Raw genomic sequence first — 19,487 nt, 5'->3', positions numbered from 1 at the left:
CTCATGGCGCCGAGCGCCGGATGACGAAACGGCGGAAGTCCTCCACCGCGGGCGTACGGGTGCGATCGGCCACCCAGGCGAGGCCGATCGTGCGCCGCGCGCCCGCGATGACCACCTCCTCTGCCCCGGCGACGGGATCGCCGGGAGGCACGACCGCGACGCCGAGACCCGCGGCGACCAGGCCGCGCAGCGTGGTGGCCTCCTCGCCCTCGAAGGCGATCTCCGGCCGTACGCCGGCGGCGTGGAACAGCTCCTCGGTGATGGACCGCAGGCCGTAGCCGTGGCGCATCACGATGAAGGGCTCGGCGGCGACCTCCGCGAGGTCCACCTCGGCGCGGCCGGCGATCCGGTGGTCGGCGGGCACGGCGAGGCGTAGCCGTTCGGTGCTGAGCGGATGCCAGGCCAGGCCCTCCGGGCGCGGGGAGGTGATCGCCATGTCCGCGTGCCCGCCGGAGACGGCCTCCTCGATGCGCTCGGAGCTGCCCTGGGTCAGCCGGAAGGTCACCCGCGGGTGCTCGGTCCGGTAGCTGCGGAGCAGCTCCGGGACGAGCACCGTGCCCTGGGTGTGCAGGAAGGCGAGACCGACCTCGCCGTGGTCGGGGTCGGCGGCCTGGGCGAGCGCCCGGCGTGCCGCGTCCTCGGTGGAGACCAGGCGTTCGGCGTGCTCGCGGAAGATCTCGCCGTAGCGGTTCAGCCGGAGCGTACGGCCCTCGCGGTCGAAGAGCGGCGCGCGGAGCTCGCGTTCGAGGCGGGCGATGGCGCGGGAGAGGCCGGGCTGGGAGATCCGTAGCTCGGCGGCGGCTCGCGTGACGTTGCCGACCGCGGCGACGGTGAGGAACCAGCGAACCGTAGTCAGGTCCATGCTCACCAAGCATAGTTTTCGCGTAAAAGTTTCATTGGACGCATCAACGCCACCGGCGCAGTGTGGAGTGCATGCTCCGGTCGCTCGCTCCCGCCCCCCTGCCCCCGGCCGAGCGGTACCGCAGAGGCTCGCGCGAACTGCGCCGGGTCAACCTGGCACTGTTCGTCGCGGGGCTGACGACGTTCATGTCGCTCTACTGCACCCAGGCCCTGCTGCCGGTGCTCTCCCATGCCTTCGGCGTCTCTCCGACGGCCTCCAGCCTGCTCGTCTCCGCGGCCACCGGGACGCTCGCGCTCGCGGTGATCCCGGTCAGCTCGCTGTCGGAGCGCTTCGGCCGTACGCGGGTCATGCTGGTCTCCTCGGCAGTCGCGGCGCCACTCGGCCTGCTGTTGCCGCTGTGCCCGTCGTTCCCGGCCCTGGTCGCCGTGCGCACGCTCCAGGGGATCGCCCTGGCGGGGGTCCCCGCGGTGGCGATGGCCTACCTGGCCGACGAGGTGCACCCCGAGGCGCTCGGCGGCGCGATGGGGCGCTACATCGCCGGCAACACCGTGGGCGGGCTCGCCGGGCGTCTCCTGCCCGGTTTCGTGACCGACCTGGCGGGCTGGCGCTGGGCGCTGGGCGTGACCGCGCTCGTGACGATGCTGCTGAGCCTGGCGTTCTGGGCGCTGCTGCCACGCTCGCGGTTCTTCACCCCCTCGCGCGCCCACGGCGGCTCGCTGCTGCGGCACCTGGCCGACCCGGGCATGCGGCGGCTCTACCTGGTCGCCATCGCGCTGATGTCGATGTTCGTCACCGTCTACAACTACCTCGGGTACCGGTTGATCGCGGCGCCGTTCGGCGTGCCGCAGTCGGTGGCCACGCTGGTGTTCGTGATGTACCTCGCGGGCACGTTCAGCTCGCCGGCCGCCGGCTCGCTCGCCGACCGGGTCGGACGCCGCCCCGTACTCCTGGGAGCCTGCGCCGTGGCCGCGGCCGGGCTCCTGCTGACCCTGGCTGGCTCACTGGTCGCCGTGGCCGCCGGGCTCATGGTCATGACGACCGGCTTCTTCGCCGCGCACACCGTCGCGAGCGGCTGGGTCGGGCGGCGCGCGGCCACCGGCAGGGCACAGGCCTCCGGGCTCTACCTGTTCTCCTACTACCTCGGCAGCAGTGTCGGCGGATCGGCGGGCGGCCTCGCCTACCAGCACGGACACTGGCCGGCGACCGTCGCATACGGCCTGATCCTGATCTCGGTCGCCCTGTTGGCGGCGGCGGGCATCCGTTCCGTGGTGGCCTCCCGCGTTCGGGAAGCGTGATGTGCGTCACCTGCCCAGGTCAGTAAGGCATTGCTGACCTGCAGCGACGCAGAGTGGCGACTTTCTTACGCATTTTGCCGGGCTCACGTTCTTGTCGTGAGAAAATACGCGTCAGTAGGGTTCACAGACGCGATGGGGAGCCACGTCCCCCAACGCGTCGCACGCACCAAAATCCCACCGCGAGGTACCCCCGCAGATGCGCCCATTCCGGGAACGCAACCCTTTGCCCATCGGTATCGCCGGGCTGGCGACCGTCGGTCTGATGGCGCTGCTCGCCTTCAACCTCCAGCACTTCGAGGGCGGCACCACCTACTCCGCCGCCTTCAGCGAGGCGGCCGGGCTCAAGGCGGGCGAGGAGGTGCGCATCGCGGGCGTGAAGGTCGGCAAGGTCGAGGGCGTGGGCCTCGAGGGCGACCACGTGAAGGTGAAGTTCACCAGCGGCACGCCCTTCGGGACCGGCACGCGCATCCAGATCAAGATCAAGACGCTGCTGGGGTCGCACTTCCTGGCGCTGGAGCCCAAGGGTCCGGGCCGCCAGCCGGCGCACCAGGAGATCCCGGTGTCGCGCACCACCGCGCCGTACGACGTGGTGCCCGCGCTGCAGGACGCCAGCGCCCAGCTCGGCAAGATCGACACCAAGCAGCTGGCCAAGTCGTTCGACACGCTGTCGCAGACCATGCAGGGGTCCTCGGCCAACGTCCGCGGCACCCTGGCCGGACTGCAGAAGATCTCGCGCGCGGTCGCCTCACGCGACGACGAGCTGAACGAGCTGCTCAAGCACTCCAGCAACGTCACGAAGCTGCTGGCCGACCGCAGCGGCGACCTCGCCACCCTCGTCAACGACGGCGGCCTGCTGCTGCAGGAGATCAACGCCCGCCGCCAGGTGATCAGCCAGCTGCTGACCGGCACGGTCTCCCTGTCCCAGCAGATCACCGGGACGATCGAGGAGAATCAGGCGACGCTGAACCCGGCGCTGAAGAACCTCCACAATGTCGTGGACATCCTCAACCGCAACCAGACGAACCTCGACAAGACCTTCAAGCTGATGGCCCCGTTCACGAGCCAGTTCGCCGACGTGACGGGCACCGGCCGATGGTTCGACGTCTACCTGCAGAACATCGTCCCGCTGCCCGCGTCGGTGAACATCCCCGGCGGGTCCGGCAAGCAGACCAAGATCCCGCCGTCGAACCCGCTGGCCCCCTCGACCCCGGCACCCCCGTCCAACGGCAACCCGCTGCCGATCATCAAGTAGCTCGCAGGCCGCCCGGTTGGCCGTCCGGTCCGTGGACACGGCACCATCGGGATATGGACGTACGCGAGCTGACCACCACGGACGACCTGCGTGCGGCCTCGGAGCTGCTCGCCGGGATCTGGCGGCCGACCGACCCGATGCCGTACGAGATGATGCGCGTCCTGCGGTTCCTGGGCGGCTACATCTCCGGCGTCTACGAGAGCGGCGCGATGGTCGGCGCCTGCGCGGCGTTCCCGACCGCCGATGGCGGGCTGCACTCTCACATCACCGGTGTCTCGGCTCGCGGCAAGGGCGCGGGTTTTGCGATCAAGCGCCACCAGCGCTCGTGGGCGCTCGCGCGGGGCATCTCCACGATCAGCTGGACCTTCGACCCGCTGGTAAGGCGCAACGCGTACTTCAACCTGGTCAAGCTGGCCGCGCGGGCGACGGAGTACCTGCCCGACTTCTACGGCGAGATGCCGGACGAGCTGAACGCCGGCGACCCGAGCGACCGCCTGCTCCTCGTCTGGGACCTGGACAGTCCGGAGGTGGCGGCGGCTCTCGAAGGCATCCCTTCTCCCCCGGTCGAGGTTGACACGTTCACGGTGCTCACCTCGGATGCTGACGGGCGTCCGCTCTCCCACGATCCGGCCGGGGCCGTACGGCTGGCGGTCGGTACGCCTGCCGACATCGCCGCGTTGCGTGCCTCCGATCCGCCGCTCGCGCTCGCCTGGCGGCGGGCCCAGCGCGCCTCGCTCGGCGGGGCGCTGGCCGCCGGATACCGCGTCACCGGCTTCACCCGGTCCGGCCACTACCTCCTGGAGGTCCGCTCATGAAGCTGTCGGCCGTGGAGCTGCGGCGCATCCGTCTTCCGCTCGTCTCCCCGTTCCGTACCTCCTTCGCGACCGAGACCGAGCGTTCGGTACTGCTCGTCCGCGTGCTCGGCACGTCGGCCGAGGGCTGGGGAGAGTGCGTGGCCATCGACGAGCCGCTGTACTCCTCCGAGTACGTTTCCGGCGCCGCGCAAGTGATCACCGATTTCCTGCTCCCCCGGTTGCCTTCGGACGTCACGGCCCGCGCGCTCGGCCCGGCGTTCGCTCCGGTCAAGGGGCACCCCATGGCCAAGGCCGCCGTCGAGATGGCGGTCCTGGACGCGGAGCTGCGGGGGGCCGGCATGTCGTACGCGGCCTATCTCGGCGGGATCCACGACCGGGTGCCGGCCGGCGTCTCGGTCGGGATCATGGACTCGATCCCGGAGCTGCTGGACCACGTGGACGGCTACCTCGCCGAGGGGTACGCCCGCATCAAGCTGAAGATCCAGCCGGGCTGGGACCTGGAGCCGGTACGCGCCGTACGCGAACGGTTCGGCGACATCCTGCTCCAGGTCGACGCGAACACCGCGTACACGCGTGCCGACGCCCGGCACCTCGCCGGTCTGGACCCCTTCGACCTGCTGCTGATCGAACAGCCGCTGCCCGAGGACGACCTGCTCGGCCATGCTCAGCTGGCCGCGGTCGCGCGGACACCGATCTGCCTGGACGAGTCGATCGTGTCGGCCCGCGCCGCCGCCGATGCCCTGTCCCTGGGCGCCTGTTCGATCATCAACGTCAAGGCGGGCCGGGTCGGGGGTTATCTGGAGGCGCGGCGGATCCATGATGTGGCCATGGCGCACGACGTGCCGGTGTGGTGCGGCGGGATGCTGGAGACGGGCCTCGGCCGCGCGGCCAACCTGGCGTTCGCGGCACTGCCCGGCTGCACACTGCCTGGAGACGTCTCAGCCTCTTCGCGGTATTACACCCGGGACATCACCGAGCCGTTCTGCCTGGTCGACGGCCTGATGACCGTCCCGTCCGGGCCTGGCCTCGGGGTGTCGCCGATCATGGACTACCTCGACGAGCTGACGGAGTCCTCGCAGTTGGTGCGCCTGGATTCCTGAGGGTTCAGCCGCGTACCGGGAGGTCGTACACCCTGCGCACGCTGGAGTCGATGCGGGAGATGTCGGTGCCGTAGACGTGGACCGAGACCGCCGTCTGGTCGCCGGAGTTGCGCACCCGGTGGATGTCACCGGGCGGCGCGAAGCCACTGACCTCCCCTACGAGGTTGTCGTTCACGCCGACACTGAGCAGGTGGTCGCCCTCGTGGACGAACAGCTCCTCGTGCTCGACCCCTTGGAGAACGCCGAAGACGCACCAGGTGACGTGGTCGTGGATCGGCGTGACCTGACCGGGCCGCCAGACCACGGCGACGATGGAGAACGCACCGTCGGGCTCCACGTACAGCGTGTGGGTCTGGTAGAAGTCCGGGTCACCCTGGCGCTCCTCGGCGGTGAGCACGTCGGGGGTCGGCAGATGCCGCCGCAACTCGCCGGCGACGAGCACGGAGGTCTCACGCCAGCCGAGGTGGCGCCCCACAGCGGTGCGTACGCCCGCCACGAGATCTGCCATGCCCGGTCGTAGGTTTCCGCACGTCAGCGTTGCGTCTTTCACGTCTCCAGGGTCCCGCGCGGGGCACTCATCGGTCCAATGCCAACATCTGCGTCTTTCCATAGACCCCGTTGATAGATTGGGCCTGTGCTGGATGTTTCCCGCCTTCGCGTGCTGGTAGCGATCGCTCGTACCGGGTCGGTGACCGCCGCGGCGAAGGAGCTGCACTACTCGCAGCCGTCGGTGAGCCACCACCTCGCGCGACTGGAGGCCGAGACGGGCGCCCAGCTCGTACGGCGTGCCGGGCGCGGCATCCGGCTGACCGAGGCCGGCCGGACGCTCGCCGAGCGCGGGGCCGAAATCCTCGGTCGCCTTGATGCGGCCGAGGCCGAGCTCTCGGCGCATGTCGGACTGAGCCAGGGACGGGTTCGGCTGGCGGCGTTCCCGTCAGCTTTGGGAACGTTCGTCCCGCGAGCGGCAGCGCTGCTGGCCGCCCGCCATCCGGGGCTTCAGGTGAGCTTGTCCGAGGCCGAACCACCGGAGGCCGTCCGCATGCTGCGCGCCGGGTACGTCGATGTCGCAGTGATCTTCCGGTACGACCTGGAGGGCGAGGACGACGGCATCACCACGCGCCGGTTGCTGGACGAGCCGAGCTACCTGGTCACTGCGTCGGAAGCCTTGGAAACCTCGCCCGACCTGGCCGCTTTCTCTGACGCTGAATGGATCGCGGGCTGCGACCGCTGCCGATTGCATTTGCTGGACATGTGCTCGCGGGCAGGCTTCGACCCGAAGATCTCCTTCACGACGGACGATTTCGTGGCCGTCCAGGCCATGGTGGCGGCCGGCCTGGGCGTAACGACCCTGCCGGGCCTGGCGCTGGCGGCGGCCCGCAACCCTTCAGTGCACAGCGTGGTCCTGCCCGGATCAACGCGGTACGTACTCGCCGCGACGTACGGCGCGCCACCCGAACCACCCGCCACGTCGGCCCTGCTCGACGCCCTCGCGACGCCGGGCACGGCGATGGGCGACCCGTAAGCCATTCCGCGGTCGTATTTGGGGTCATCGTTTGGATGTCGTAGTTGTCCACGACCGAGTGGATCCGCAGATGCGCGGAGACGTGTTTGTCGATCTGGATCAGGACCGACAGCCACCGGCGAACGGCCACCCCGCAGGCCAGGGCAGCCGCTATTGCGAAGACTCCCTCCACGACCTTAGTACGTCCCTGACAGTGGAGAATTCCCGGGGCACCTCGGCATCCGGACCGGCAGCCAAGGCGTCCTCCAGCATTCGCCTTGGCTCTAGCCGTCGATCCAACTGTCAAGTATTTCATACCACTTGTCGTTCGACGCACTATGGACAGTGAAACCCATGACCAGCCAAGCGAGATGGCGCACCGCGGGCTCATCCGCACGACTCGCCCAATACGACAGGTAGGGGTGGACATCAATTCGCATGATCCCGGCAATACTCAAAAATTCAAGCACGTCCAGACGTCGCGGGAACCTCGACAGCGTCGCACGCCACCATGCGCGCATGAACACCTGAATCGCGACCCGCTCCCCACGAGGCCACCTTCAGCGCATTCGTCATCGTCGAGTCGAAGTCAGCTTCACCCGACAGTAGAGGGAGCCGGACGTCACGACGACTCGACCTCCGATTCTCTGAACCGGCGCTTGGGTCGAAGGTCGCGTACAGGTCATCCAGCGTCGGATACAGAGAGGGAAATCCGTTGTCCGTGCCAGGCTCGCTCATGACATTCAAGCCCTATCAACGATTATTTTCTCTGATGACCCCACCGGCTTACTGCTCGTCACAGCGCGCCAGATCGACACTCTCCGCTACCACCGAAAGAGCAAGAGAGCCGAAACCCGCATAGTCCCATTATTAGGTCTCCCCCACGGCGCAGGAGTCAGCGCCGGAAGGGTTCTTTCCGAGTGACGTAGACGGCCTTCGTGATCTCATGAAGGTGGACTAGTCGAGGGGCCGTAGTTGGCGGTCAGCGTAGCAGCGTAGCCATCCGGCGCGGCGCGACCTCTAAAAGTCCATGGAAAATACGAATTCAATGCACCCGACACCTCCAGGAATGGACCAAACCGGGCACGCCATTCGCTTCGGGTAGAGGAATTTGGGAAGCCGCAAAAAACCGCAACTTCGGATTCCCTTTCCCCCCAGCAGCCCCACCCTCCAGAAGCTCCAGTAACAGCGATGACGTTCGCTGTGATTGCCATAGACGCATAGGTATCGCCGAGCGGTTCATAACCGATCGCCGCCCAGTAGTCGTCCACGCCGGCTTCGACAGAAAGAGAAATTGCCGAATAGATCCGATATTTCGAATAATAGTATGTATCGCAATCGGGTTCCAGAACAAGCAGTTCGACCCGCTGGTCGCCATGCCAGCGCGCCATCGCACAAAAGGTCGGCCAAAAATCCGGAGCGAGGATTGCATCATACTCACAGAAGAGAGAATCGCTCACATCCTTCTTGAAGACCTGATTAGGCAACCTGGCATCAAGGTGAAAGACCGCGGCCGCATGCGAACGAACCGATATGTATCCGTTGCGATCGACGATCGAACTAGTTTCCGACATCAGTCCTCCCCCAGCCTGATCTTGAGATCGGCCTTCTTGGACCCGGACTTGAAGAACTCGGCCGTCCACCCTTCGTGGGTCTTCGCATGATCACGAAGCTGATATCTTGCCCCCTCCTTCTCGTACACGGTGCCCCAATCTTTTTCCACACGGCTCCAACCGTTTCCCTCAAGGTTCCGCCCGAATTCAGTGGGGCCGACATCAATACGTTTATTCGGCATGCGGGCGCCAGGATTCGTGACGTCCTCATACTTTGAGGCAGTCCGACAGCTATCCGTGTTGTGTACGAGGACGGGTGCGGTGCCTGCTTCTACATAGTAGGTGTGCAGACTGGCGATGGTGAGATCGCGTACGGCTGGGTGGCCTGGATACGCGGCGACACGGATGATGCGGACCGGCGTACCGTCGGCGATGTGGAGTGTGGTCCCGATGGTGAGGTGGTCGGCGCGGGTCCAGGCATGCTTGGTCTGGTTCCAGAACTTGTGGTGTTCGGTGGCGGTGACGATGCCAGTGTGGTGGCCTCGGTCACCGTCGGTGTCGACGGTGATGCGCACAAGGTTCTTGTAGTTGGTGCCGCCGAACGATGCGATGACCGGCTCAGCGCGACTCTTGCCGGTCTTAGGGTCAGTAGCGAGGACCCTGTCACCGACCTTGACCTGCTCAATCGGCTTGGTAACCCCGTCGGCTAGGAGAACCTGCGTCCCCGGGACGAAACTGTTGACCGAACAGCTCGGCGCCGGTTTGTCCGGGTTACGGACGCCAGCCTCCGACACCGGCTCGCCCTGGGCGCTCCGTAGCTTGCCCGCGTCAAGCCCGGTGTTCCCCTCGCGGAAACCCAGCAGCAAACCATCAGAGTGGCGCATCGCGTACTCAAGGCCACCCGTTGTCGGCCCCCCGCATGAGATACCCGACTGCTTGCAGACCGCGTTGGCGAACTTGATCGACTCCATCGCGACCAAGCCGCCACAGTGCGACGTCGAAATGTCCCCATAACACGACCAGATGCGATCCGCGATGTCCTTGTACTGCTGCTTGTTCTGCACTTTCTGCAGCGCCAGCATCACTATCTGCCAGTTGCGCGCGTAGACAGTGCGGATCCCGAGCGGCAGCCGAGGAGGTCCGCCACCACCGACGCTCGACGGGGGCATCTCCCCTTTCGACGAGGAATTGTCCGCACCCGGCAAGGGCCCATCGCACCCGGCCTGGACCCAGTTGCCACCGCACAGGTGCGTCCCGTCGGCGTCGCTGCCGGTCACCGGGTTGTCATCGGCGTAGGCGTAGCCGTTCCAGGACTGGGGGTCGTCCTGGTCGAAGAGCGGGTCAACGGAGATGAACCGGCCGGTGTCTGAATCGTATTCGCGAGCGCCGAGATGGGTCAGGCCGTCCGGGTCGATGGTTCCGCCGACGAAGCCCTTGTCCGTAGGCCATATGCCACTGGGACTACCGCGGAACTGTCCGAACGGCGTGAAACGACGCTGGGCCTCAGCTTGCGTGGCGGCGTCGACCGAAAGTTCGGCGGTGCCATGAGGATCGGAGGACAGGAACTGGACACCCGCTGCGGTGCGTGTCGCGATCAGTGCGCCGGCGTGACTGTAGTAACGGGTGCCCGACACCGTGTTGGTGGTCTTGTCCAGCCGCAGTTCCATGTTCGGCAGGTACAGAGTGGTGCTGGTCGGGTCGCGGCGCAGCAGACGGCTGCCGTCGGCGTCGTAGGCATAGCCGGTGGTGCCTGCCGCTTCGGCGGTGGTGGCCAGATTCCCCTCACTGTCCCAGGTCAGGGTCTGATTGCGGCCGCCGACGGCGCGTGTGGTGATGTTGCCGGTCGCGTCGTAGCCGAAGCTGTCGGTGCGACTACCGGCCGCGCCGGTCTGGGTGACCGATTGCAACTGGTGCTGGCCGTGCCCGGGGGCGGGGTAGGTGTAGGTGCGGGTGGTGTCGGCCGCGACCGCGTTGGTGCCGTGCTGGGTCTCGCTGGTGCGGTTGCCGGTCGGGTCGTAGCTGTAACTGGTCCAATACGGTGCCGGTCCGCCGAGGAGGTTCTTGGCCGGTGCGGTGCCGCATGCACCGGTCGGTGTCCAGGCATCAGTGAGGCGCTGGAGGTAGTCATAGGCGAAGCATTGACTGTCGGTGCCGGCCCGCGAGCTATCAGTTGCCGAGGTGACGTTGCCCGCGTCGTCGTAGGTGTACTTCGCATCCCGGTCGACGCCGGCGATGTCCTGGCGCTCGGTGCGGGATTCTGCGAGCCGTTGAGTGCCGTACTCGTAGGAGTATGTGAGCCAGGTCTTCTTCGCACCGGTCGACAACTCATACTGCTCGGGCTTGCCGGTCAGGGAGTACAGCGACTTGGTGACGTAGGTGGAGTTGCCGGTCGTGGTGGTCGGCCGGCGGAGCTCGTCGTAGGAGTAGGCGACGACTTCGGCCGGCATGCCAGATGCCTGGGAGACCAGGGGAAAGCTGGTTGACTGGACGGTGTTGTCGAGGTTGTAGCGGGTATTGTACTGATAGCTACCTGCGAGCTTTTCCTCACCGGTCACCGATGGAACGGTGTAGGTGGTACGGGTCGGCTGGTTCAGATTGTCATAGGCATTATTCGTCGCGACGTAACTCGCACCACCGATATTGCGGGTGACGCTGGTCAGCTGTCCCTTGCGAATCGTGTCGTACAACCACGAGGTCAAAAGCGTGCCGCTCGCGGAATCCTGCCGTTCTTCGGTTTTACGGCCGATCGAGTCGTAGGTGAAGAAGAGTTTCTTCCCACGGGCGTCCTGGGTGGATGTCGCCTGGTCCAGGTCGTCGTAACTGGTGGTCGTGGTGCCCTTGTCCGGGTCATCAGTCCGGATTTCCCGGCCCCGCAGGTCATAGGTATGCGTCCACTTGTTACCGGCCGCGTCAGTGACCGTGGCCGGCTTGCCCGCCGGCGTGTAGGTGTACTTCGTCGCGTCGAAATCGCCGGTCGGGGATCCGGCCTTGTACTGACGGACCTCGGTAACGTTGCCACGCGCGTCGCTGATCGTGGTGGTGGGGGTGGCTCCGGTCGGCGGATCGGCCGTCACCCGGTCGCCGGAGTAGGTGGTGGTGGTCCGCCATTTCTCCTGACCGGCTCCCCCGCCGATGAGGAAGCGTTCGGTGGTGACGCGGCCGAGGCCGTCGTAGTCGTAAGCGGTCTGGGATTCCACGTCCCCGGGCGTGTCAATTCCGAACAACGCACTGTCAGGGGCTCCGGCCGCGTAGTACGACGCGTAACTGCGGGCGGTCTTGCCCTGGGAGTTGTAGAAGGTGTCGGTGATCAGCCGGCCACCGTCAGGACCAAGTTCCTGGGACTGCCGGGGACGCAGCAGCCCGTCGTACAACACGTAGCTGGTGATCTGGCTGTCGTCGGGTCGCAGGGTCTTGGTCCGTACGGCGACAGGTGCGCCGCTGCTGATCAGATACGTGTACGCCAGGTTGGGGACATCGCCAGCCGTCTTGGAGGTGTTCGGCAGCCACACGTTGATCAGACGGCCGAGCGCGTCGTATTCGACGTCGGTGCGCTTGCTACCCGCGTCGGTATTCGAGGTTGGCAGGTTCCAGGCGGGATCCAGGTCGTTGGTGGTGGACAGCGCTGTACTGGAATCACCGGGTTTGACCGGAGGACCGGTCACCTTCGACGAGGTCGGCAGGCCCGTGGCCGGCGTATAGGTGGTCGTGCTGATGTGCCCGGTCGCGTCCGTGACGGTCGCCGTCCGGCCATACGCGTCGTAGGTGCTGGCGGCGTCGGTGACGTAGACGGGCGTCCCGCCGTTGTAGTCGGCGACCTTCTCGACCTTGGTGATGTCCCCCTTTGAGGGGGCGGCGTCAAAGGCGCCTCCGTCGTAGTAGGTACGAACATCAGAGATCACCTGTGCGGGCCGGCTGACCTGGGCCCCGCAGTTGACGGCGACGGTCTCGACCCGGCTGGGAGTGTTGAGCAACCACGCCGTGGTGTTGCTCGCGTAATCGGTCTGGGTGCACTGATCGTCGGCGGCGGTGGAGGTGTCCCCCTGGTCGTCGACCTGCGTGTTGAGGCCAGTGGTGTCGTCGAAAGTGTTCTTGACCAGTGTTTCCCGCCAGTTCCCGCCGTCCAGGGCGGTGAGCGTACGGGTGCTGGCGGTGCCAGTGAGGTTCGCGGTGGTGGTACCCCAGGACCGTACGCGCTCAGCGGTCTGGTGCGTCCAGACGGTGTTGATGGCCTTGGAGGTGACGGCCCCGCCAGGACTGAGATGGTTGGTGGTCTTGAGCTCGAAGCCCTGGCGCGCATCCGCGTCGGGGTACGTACCACCCTCCCCGTCGGAGACGGTGACGTCCTTCTTTCCGCCGTCCTTGTCGAGGCGGTCGCCGTCCATGCCGCGGAAGTACTGGTGGTCGGTCTGGGTCTGCATGTCGTTGTCGCCGCCGGACTGGACGCTGACGGTGGCGTAACCGCGCCACTGCGACCACGTCTTGTACTTCTCCTTGGTCAGCCCGTCATCGTCGTCGAAATGCCAGGCGGCTCCACCCTGGTAGTCATAGTTGGTGACCATGTCGGGTGCGTGACCGGTGCGGTCGCTCTGAACGATCTGGGCGACCACGTATTTGTGGAACCAGTCGATCTTCGGATCCTTTGACCCGTCCGGGGGCACCCAGTACGTCGGGAAACAACGCTTGGTGTTGGTCTCCGGGGTCGGGAGTGCGTCAGTCGTGCATTCGGGGGTCGAATAGTTGACGTCGATCTGCCCGCCGGACTCGTCGAAGACGGTGCCGAGCCGGTACTTGATGTAGGGGCCGACATCGTCGCCGAGCTTGTCCACCCGGTTCGCCAACTGGACATGGTTGAAAGTGACCGGCGGCAAGGTCACCGGTGTCTTCCCCGCGAGACCGGTATGGGTGATCGAGCCCAGCAGTAGATCCCGGTCGACGTCGGCCAGCCCCCACGCCTGTGTCAGCGCCCACGAGTCCACGTCCCGGTAGCCGGACGCGTCGGGCTTCAGAACCTGGGTGGTCACACTGGTCAGGCGCTTGCGCGACCAGAACGTGGGCGATGCCTTGATGGTGTTGAGGTCGCTGTCCTTGCAGTCGGTGCCGGCGTCGCAGTTCTGGTCCCAGGGCACGTCCCACCATTGGTCGGGGTTGTCACCGATCTTGGAGGGTGCGCAGTCGAAGTCCGTGTCCGGGATGCAGCGTTCGGAGACTCCAAAGTTCACCAGCGCCGGAGCCTTGGCGAACAGATCATCAGAGCGCAGGCCGTACTCGATGTGGTCCAAGTAACCGCCCCGGGTGTACACCGTGCCGTCGGAGGCCTTCAGGTCGCGGGCGTAGTGGTTCGTCTCCGGCGTGTAGTAGTAGGTGACCGCGTTGCCGTGCGGGTCCAGGACATAGTCCAGGTTCCAGCGCCATGCCTGCTGGCACCACGAGTCTGCGAATGCCGCGGCGTGACATGGCTCGCCCGAATCGTCGCCGAACACTGGAACCGTCCACGTCGATCCGGTTTCCGGCTTGCCGGAGGTCCAGTCCGGAAGGCGGTCCTTTCCGAAGAAGTACTGGACACCGTCAGGGGTGGTGACCTTCCAGTACTCACCGTCGTTGTCACCGTTGTCGGCACCGGTGAGTTTCTGGATGCGGGTGCCGTCGTCGTCCTTCATCCGCCATGTGTCGCCTCCGGCAGGGATGAGCTCACCGGCCTTACCGTTCAGGCTGATCGTGGCGTTGTCATATCCCCAGCATTCATCGCCGGGCTCATTACCGAACTCATCCTTCGGAGCACCGTCGTCGCCACATGACTTGTACCGTCGCTCGATATATCCCGACCACAGGTCAAAGCCCTCACCGATCCAGGAAGGCTGCCCATTGGTGTTGGAGGTACGGCCATCCACTGAGCCGGAGGAGTAGTCGATCGACAGTTTCGGCGTCAGGTCCCCGGGTACCGGTGGCACGCGCATCGGATAGGTCCAGGTGAAGTCCCCGGTCTGGGTACCGACCTGCCAGGTCGCCGAAGCCGACAGGGGGGTCGCGGTGTAGTCCCCCTTGTCGCTGGATGCCCCGGCGGTCGCGGCCAGCAGGGTCGCACCGGCCGCGGCGGGGGCGGCATCGACATCAGCCGTCAAGACCTTCGCCGCAGTGTCATTACGGGTGGCCAGCGGCGTCGCCTTCGCACACTCCGGACGCTGCGGCGTGCTGAGCGCGCAGCCCGGTAGTTGCACCAGACGCAGTCGGGATCCATACGAGCCGCCGAAAGCGTTCACCCAGCTCGAATAGTTCAGCTGAACGCCCACCCGACCAATGGACGGCCCTGAGTCCGAACGCGCGATCGTGAACAACGGCCCCTTCACTCCGGCACGCTGTGACGACTTGCGGTCCAGCACACTGACCTTGACTCGCTGCGGCGGGCTCTGCGCCACCTCGGACTTGGCGGCCTTCGCCGGGGCACCAACCCAGACCGGCAAGTCGCCCGCCCGTACGGCTCCGGCGTTCGGCCGACCCGTCGGCAAAGCGACTTCGGCACGCCCCGACTTGGGCCAGGCGGCTTTCGGCGCCGCCTGTTTCCGCGTGGCCGGGTCGGGCGTGCGGGGCCTGGTCTTGACCTGATGCCCCTTCACGGTCTTGTCGGCGTGCTGCACGCCCGGCCGGCCCGAGCCGTCATCCGCTTGAGCGGGGATACCCGGCCCGAGCACGGCTACCAGCAACACGGTCACGGCCAATGCCACGGAGCGCCGGAAGCGCCCAAGCTCGCTCTGCGACATCATCGCTCGCTTTCGCACCATGTCCTCCGGGGAAAACCGCCGCGCCTGTGCACGTCGCTTCTGAACCAACAGGTCTGAATTTGATCGACGAACTTATAGGGCGCCGACGGCAAGCTCGGTGCCATTGGCGAGCCTTACTATCTGATCGTCGCTGGCGACACCATTGAGGATCCAAACGTCGTCGATCACGCCTGGCCAGTACTCGCCGTAGGTTCCGTCAGTCTTGGTACGACCGATCTGGAACGCCTTGATCGCGTCAAATGCAAGTGTGTTACTGCGATAGGAGACCGGGCCGTCTTCACTCTGTTCGAGCTCGCCATTTACGTAAAGGCTCATCTCGTCGGCGAACGCGTCATAGACGATTGCGACATGGTCCCAATCGCCATTGGACTGAAATGCGGGATGTGCGGCGACCTGATGAGTCTCGCCTGTGGCGTCCTTGTCCGGCATGTCGATCTGGTAGCCGCCGGCATTCGCCTGATCGTCCGGGTCGGGGGTGTAGCGGAGGGTGAAGGCGCTGTTGACGTTGCCTTCCTGGCTGAACACGGCGGCGTTCTTTGTCGGCCTTCCCGGGGTCTGGACCCAGCCGGCGACGGTGAAGCTCTGGTCGGTGTGGACGACAGGGCCCGTGGTCGCGGCGTAGTCGCCGTCGCCGTCCAGCACCATGCCGCCGGGTGGGTTCCCCACCCAGCCGAGGCCCTGGTCGACGTAGGCGTTACCGAACAGGCTGACGTGGTGACCGCCGAGCGTGTCGTCGGCGCTGGTGATGACCGAGCTCGGGGCTCCGCCGGCGAGCTGGGCGGCCTCGGAGTCGGTCAGGGGCTGGTCGAAGACACGGACGTCGTCGAGTGCGCCGTTCAGGTAGCTGACGTAGGTGCCCTTGGTCTTGAACCGGCCTAGGTTCAATGGACCGGTACTGGCCCAGGTGTTGGGCTGGGCGACGGTCTGCTGCAGTTTTCCGTCGGCGTACAGGCGGATCTGTTGGGCGTCCGAGTCGTACACGCCCGTCAGATGCGTCCAGGTGTTGAGTACCGGCGGCTGGGTCGACTGGGCTCTGATGTAGGTGGGGGTGTCCGAGTCTGGGGTCTGCATGTTGAAGATCCACCGGTCGTAGGTGGCCGAGTAATACAGCGCGAACGCCGAGCCGCGGCTGCCCTCCTGGCTGAGGATGATCGGGGTGGCCGACTTGGCCGCGAGTTTGACCCATGCCGAGACGCTGAAGCTCTTCGTGGTGTCGACGACCGGTCCCGAGGTCGCGGCATAGCCGGTGGAGCCGTTCAGCTGCATCGCCTTGCCGACCTTGCCCGTGCCCCCGAACGTCACCCCACCGTGCGCGCCGGCCGGGAACGCCCCCTGAGCGTCGACGGCCTGGGTGGCGCCCGCGGCTTCGTCCAGCTTCCAGTACGCCTTCGCCGTACGTACGGTCGAGGTGGCGTCGTTCAACTTGTAGCGGGCCGCCACCACCGGCCGCTGGGTGAACAGGTTCCGAGCCTCCTCGTCGGTCACGACCCGGTCGAAGACATGGACGTCGTCCAGGTCACCGGAGAAGAAGCTCCCGGGTACGCCGCCATAGGACCCGACGCCGATCTGCAGGCCGCCGGTGGCGTTCCACGGGGTTGTGTAAGGGACGGTCTGTGCGAGTGTGCCGTTGACGTACAGGCTCAGGGTCTTGGCGACCGCGTCGTAGACCCCGACCAGATGGGTCCATGCCCCGCCCTGTGGAGCGGTGGCCGACACGGCCCGTACGAGGGTCTGGTCGGTGGTGTCGCTCGTGTACCGGTTGAATGCCCACCGGTCGAGCGCGGAGGAGTAGTACAGCTCGAAGCCGCTCTTCTGCGCGCCGGCCTGCGTCGCGATGATCCCGGCGTGGTCGGGCTTGGTCGCGGTGAGTCGTGCCCAGGCCGACACCGCGAAGCTCTTCGTCGTGTCGAGCAGGGGAGCGCTCGTCGAGGCATAGCCGTCGGTGCCGTTCAACTCCATCCCCTTGCCGACCATGCCGTCGACGCCGAGTGTGGCCCCGCCGTGCACGTCCGCCGGGTTGGCGCCGTTGGTGTCCTTGATCTGGGGCGAGTCGACCGGCTCGTCCAGGGCGTAAGTGGCCTTGGCGTCCGCGCCTGCCTTGACGCGGAAGTAGTAGGTCGCCGTCGCGCTGGTGTTCCCGGTGGCGTCGATCGCCTTGACGCTCAGGTAGTTCGGGCCGGCGGTCTCGGGCATCACGTCGATGGTGGCCGGCGCGCCCGCGGTCACGGTCGCCTGATGCGCCGAGGTCGGGTCGCCGTTGACGCCCCACTGGTACTTCGTCACGTCGGGGTCGGAGGGCGTCAGGGTGAACTTCCCGTACCGACCCACTCCGTCGTACCAGGGGTCGTTCTCGTCGTCGGGATTGGATTCGGGATACCCGTCGGTGGCGCTGGAGCTGATCGCCGGCGCGGCCGGAACGGTGTGGTCGTAGAGGAAGTAGCAGCCGGTGGCGTTGCCCGCGTAGCTCCACGGGCTGTAGCTCGTGCCGTCGTAGGCGCGGACGTGCCATTCGACGGGCGTGTTCTCCGGGATGCCGGCGGGCAGGGTGGCTGTGAACGTCGAGCCGCTGGCCTTGGCGCTGGTCAGCGCCGAAGTCCAGCGCTGCGCCCAGCCCGTTCCGTCATCCCAGGCCGCCTGGAACTGGCCACGTACCTTGTTGGGGTCTTCGGTGTCCGGGTCGGTCAGCACCGCGTACGCCTTGGGCGGCACATTGACTCTGGCCGGGCTGGCCGGGGCCTTGCACGCGCCACCCGGCGAAGACGTCAGGTTGCTCATTTTCGGCTGGGGCGGCGGGGTGTTGTAGTGCACCCGCAGGGAGGGGTCGTCGTCGAAGCGTTTCCAGGCGAGTTGGTCGTCCTCGGTGCTGGCCCTCAGCCCCAGTGTCAGGGTGGACCAGCCGCCGGCGGCGGCTTCCTTCATGGCCTTGGTGGCGTCCAGGATGACGTCGCCGGCCGGGCAGCCGGAGTAGCCCTTGGCGGTGCTCTGGTGGTCCAGGTTCTCCAACCAGTTGTCACTCGTGGAGTCCCACGTGGAGGACGTACCGAACGTCTTGGTCTTCCACAGCTCGACGTTGCGGTTGGTGCAACTCGGCGCGAAGGTCTCCTTGACCTGGAATTCGGCCGACAGGATCGTCTTGCCGCCGAAACCGCTGGTCGGCATACGGTAGAACAGCCGCTTCTTGTGCGGGGAACCGCAGTCGTTCGTGTAGCTGTACGGGCAGTACCCCATCCCCTCGTCGCCCTTGAAGTTGTAGTCCTTCCAGCCGCCGCTGGAGACCATCAAATTGGCCGAAGAACTCACAGTCTTGTACACCGGGTCGATGTAGACGGGGAATGCCGTCGCCGGGTCGGTCAGCATCGTCTGATCCGGTGTCAGAGTCACAGCACCCGAACCGACCTGGACGTCGATCGGCGCACGGTGGGACGATCCCTCTGCTCCGTCCGCCGGGTCGCCGGTCGCCGCGGCCATGGCTCTGGTCGCCTTCGGCGCGGCCGGGCCGGTGGCCGAGTCCCACATCATCGGTTGGGGCGCCTCGAAGACCACACCACCGCCGCCAGTGTCGGTCGCCTGCAGGCCACCGGCCTCGTCCTCTTTCAGGATCAATCCGGTGGCGGCCGTGGTGAACTTCAGCTGCGCCAGCTTCGGGTCCTGCGCCGCTTCGCGGGTCTTGACCACCAGTACGTCGGAGAAGCCCTCGGCGTCCGCGTTCAGCTGCAGGTCCACGCCGCTGATGACGTCCTTGTACGTCGCGGTCGCCCCCGACAGCACCGGTGCCGGGAGTGTGCCCGGCCAGGAGAACGACAGCTTCCGGCCTGCCCGGACCATCGTCGCCATCGGCCCGGTGCCGCCGCCGTTGAAGCTCAGGTCCACCGTCGAGGCGCCCGGCGACACCGACCCGTCGGAACGCTTGCGCAGTGCCGTGTCGATGTCGACCCACTTGCCGTTCTGGCGGGTACGCACGGGCTGTAGGTGCTCCACCGCCTCGAATGTGCCGTCGGGCTGCGCGTACACCTCGCGGGACTCGCCCCGCAGCGCGCCGACCTCGACCTGAGAGCCCGAACTGCGCGCCTGCTTCAGGGCGGCGGTCTCTCCCGCCTTCACCGGCGGAGTAGCGGACCCGGACGCGGCACTGGCCGGGGTCGCACCTGCAGTACCCGACAGCATCGCCGCGGCCACCACGACCGCGACCGGACCCGACAGGGCCCGTCTCCTGCGTAGGCGGGACGAGACGATAGGACGACGCCAGCGGGTCACGTCCGCCTCCAGCGAGTAAGCGCGGGGTTAACAAACGGACGGACAGTAACTAATCGCACCAGGACCCGTATAGATCTCG

10 protein-coding genes are annotated in these 19,487 nt (G+C 66.5%); 5 read left to right on the top strand and 5 right to left on the bottom strand.

Annotated elements, in window-relative coordinates:
* Position 1: 1 nt before the first annotated feature.
* The gene (locus FB559_RS20480; protein ID WP_141957126.1) at positions 2-862 is read right to left on the bottom strand and encodes a LysR family transcriptional regulator; all 861 of its coding nucleotides are present in this window, start codon (positions 860-862) and stop codon (positions 2-4) included.
* A gap of 71 nt (positions 863-933) precedes the next feature.
* Here FB559_RS20480 and FB559_RS20475 point away from each other — a divergent pair, with 71 nt between their 5' ends.
* From FB559_RS20475 to menC, 4 genes are all read left to right on the top strand, one after another.
* Positions 934-2,157 carry an MFS transporter gene (locus FB559_RS20475; RefSeq protein ID WP_141957125.1) on the top strand — a complete coding sequence of 408 codons (1,224 nt, stop codon included), beginning with the start codon at positions 934-936 and terminating at the stop codon, positions 2,155-2,157.
* A 196-nt stretch (positions 2,158-2,353) separates the two neighbouring features.
* On the top strand, positions 2,354-3,409 hold the full coding sequence (locus FB559_RS20470; RefSeq protein ID WP_141957124.1) for an MCE family protein: 1,056 nt from the start codon (positions 2,354-2,356) through the stop codon (positions 3,407-3,409).
* A 53-nt stretch (positions 3,410-3,462) separates the two neighbouring features.
* Positions 3,463-4,224 (top strand): GNAT family N-acetyltransferase, encoded by a 762-nt coding sequence (locus FB559_RS20465; protein WP_141957123.1) that lies wholly within the window; start codon positions 3,463-3,465, stop codon positions 4,222-4,224.
* Positions 4,221-5,324, top strand: a complete 1,104-nt coding sequence (gene menC, locus FB559_RS20460; RefSeq protein ID WP_141957122.1) for an o-succinylbenzoate synthase — start codon at positions 4,221-4,223, stop codon at positions 5,322-5,324. The genes FB559_RS20465 and menC overlap by 4 nt, the downstream gene beginning before the upstream one ends.
* 4 nt (positions 5,325-5,328) lie before the next feature.
* Here menC and FB559_RS20455 read toward each other — a convergent pair whose 3' ends face one another.
* Positions 5,329-5,832, bottom strand: coding sequence for a cysteine dioxygenase family protein (locus FB559_RS20455; RefSeq protein ID WP_141957121.1), 504 nt, complete (start codon positions 5,830-5,832; stop codon positions 5,329-5,331).
* Between the two features lie 126 nt (positions 5,833-5,958).
* Here FB559_RS20455 and FB559_RS20450 point away from each other — a divergent pair, with 126 nt between their 5' ends.
* Entirely contained in the window at positions 5,959-6,846 is an 888-nt protein-coding gene (locus FB559_RS20450) for a LysR family transcriptional regulator (protein ID WP_141957120.1), read from the top strand.
* Between the two features lie 923 nt (positions 6,847-7,769).
* On the opposite strand, the gene FB559_RS20445 is transcribed toward FB559_RS20450, so the two are convergent.
* From FB559_RS20445 to FB559_RS20435, 3 genes are all read right to left on the bottom strand, one after another.
* Complete coding sequence (locus FB559_RS20445) at positions 7,770-8,399, bottom strand: hypothetical protein (protein ID WP_141957119.1); 630 nt, start codon at positions 8,397-8,399, stop codon at positions 7,770-7,772.
* Positions 8,399-15,154 carry a polymorphic toxin-type HINT domain-containing protein gene (locus FB559_RS20440; RefSeq protein ID WP_141957118.1) on the bottom strand — a complete coding sequence of 2,252 codons (6,756 nt, stop codon included), beginning with the start codon at positions 15,152-15,154 and terminating at the stop codon, positions 8,399-8,401. The genes FB559_RS20445 and FB559_RS20440 overlap by 1 nt, the downstream gene beginning before the upstream one ends.
* 72 nt (positions 15,155-15,226) lie before the next feature.
* Complete coding sequence (locus FB559_RS20435; RefSeq protein WP_185792315.1) at positions 15,227-19,255, bottom strand: LamG domain-containing protein; 4,029 nt, start codon at positions 19,253-19,255, stop codon at positions 15,227-15,229.
* Positions 19,256-19,487: the final 232 nt, after the last annotated feature.

The sequence above is a fragment of the Actinoallomurus bryophytorum genome (assembly GCF_006716425.1).
GTDB classification, from domain to species: domain Bacteria; phylum Actinomycetota; class Actinomycetes; order Streptosporangiales; family Streptosporangiaceae; genus Actinoallomurus; species Actinoallomurus bryophytorum.
The sequence above is the reverse complement of the archived record's forward strand: the minus strand, read 5'-3'. Positions and strand labels throughout refer to the sequence as shown.

Bases quoted from the DNA above. Each gene is read 5' to 3' on its own strand.
- FB559_RS20480 (WP_141957126.1), bottom strand. From the start codon at position 862: ATGGACCTGACTACGGTTCGCTGGTTCCTCACCGTCGCCGCGGTCGGC.
- FB559_RS20475 (WP_141957125.1), top strand. From the start codon at position 934: ATGCTCCGGTCGCTCGCTCCCGCCCCCCTGCCCCCGGCCGAGCGGTAC.
- FB559_RS20470 (WP_141957124.1), top strand. From the start codon at position 2,354: ATGCGCCCATTCCGGGAACGCAACCCTTTGCCCATCGGTATCGCCGGG.
- FB559_RS20445 (WP_141957119.1), bottom strand. From the start codon at position 8,399: ATGTCGGAAACTAGTTCGATCGTCGATCGCAACGGATACATATCGGTT.
- FB559_RS20465 (WP_141957123.1), top strand. From the start codon at position 3,463: ATGGACGTACGCGAGCTGACCACCACGGACGACCTGCGTGCGGCCTCG.
- FB559_RS20455 (WP_141957121.1), bottom strand. From the start codon at position 5,832: ATGGCAGATCTCGTGGCGGGCGTACGCACCGCTGTGGGGCGCCACCTC.
- FB559_RS20440 (WP_141957118.1), bottom strand. From the start codon at position 15,154: ATGGTGCGAAAGCGAGCGATGATGTCGCAGAGCGAGCTTGGGCGCTTC.
- menC (WP_141957122.1), top strand. From the start codon at position 4,221: ATGAAGCTGTCGGCCGTGGAGCTGCGGCGCATCCGTCTTCCGCTCGTC.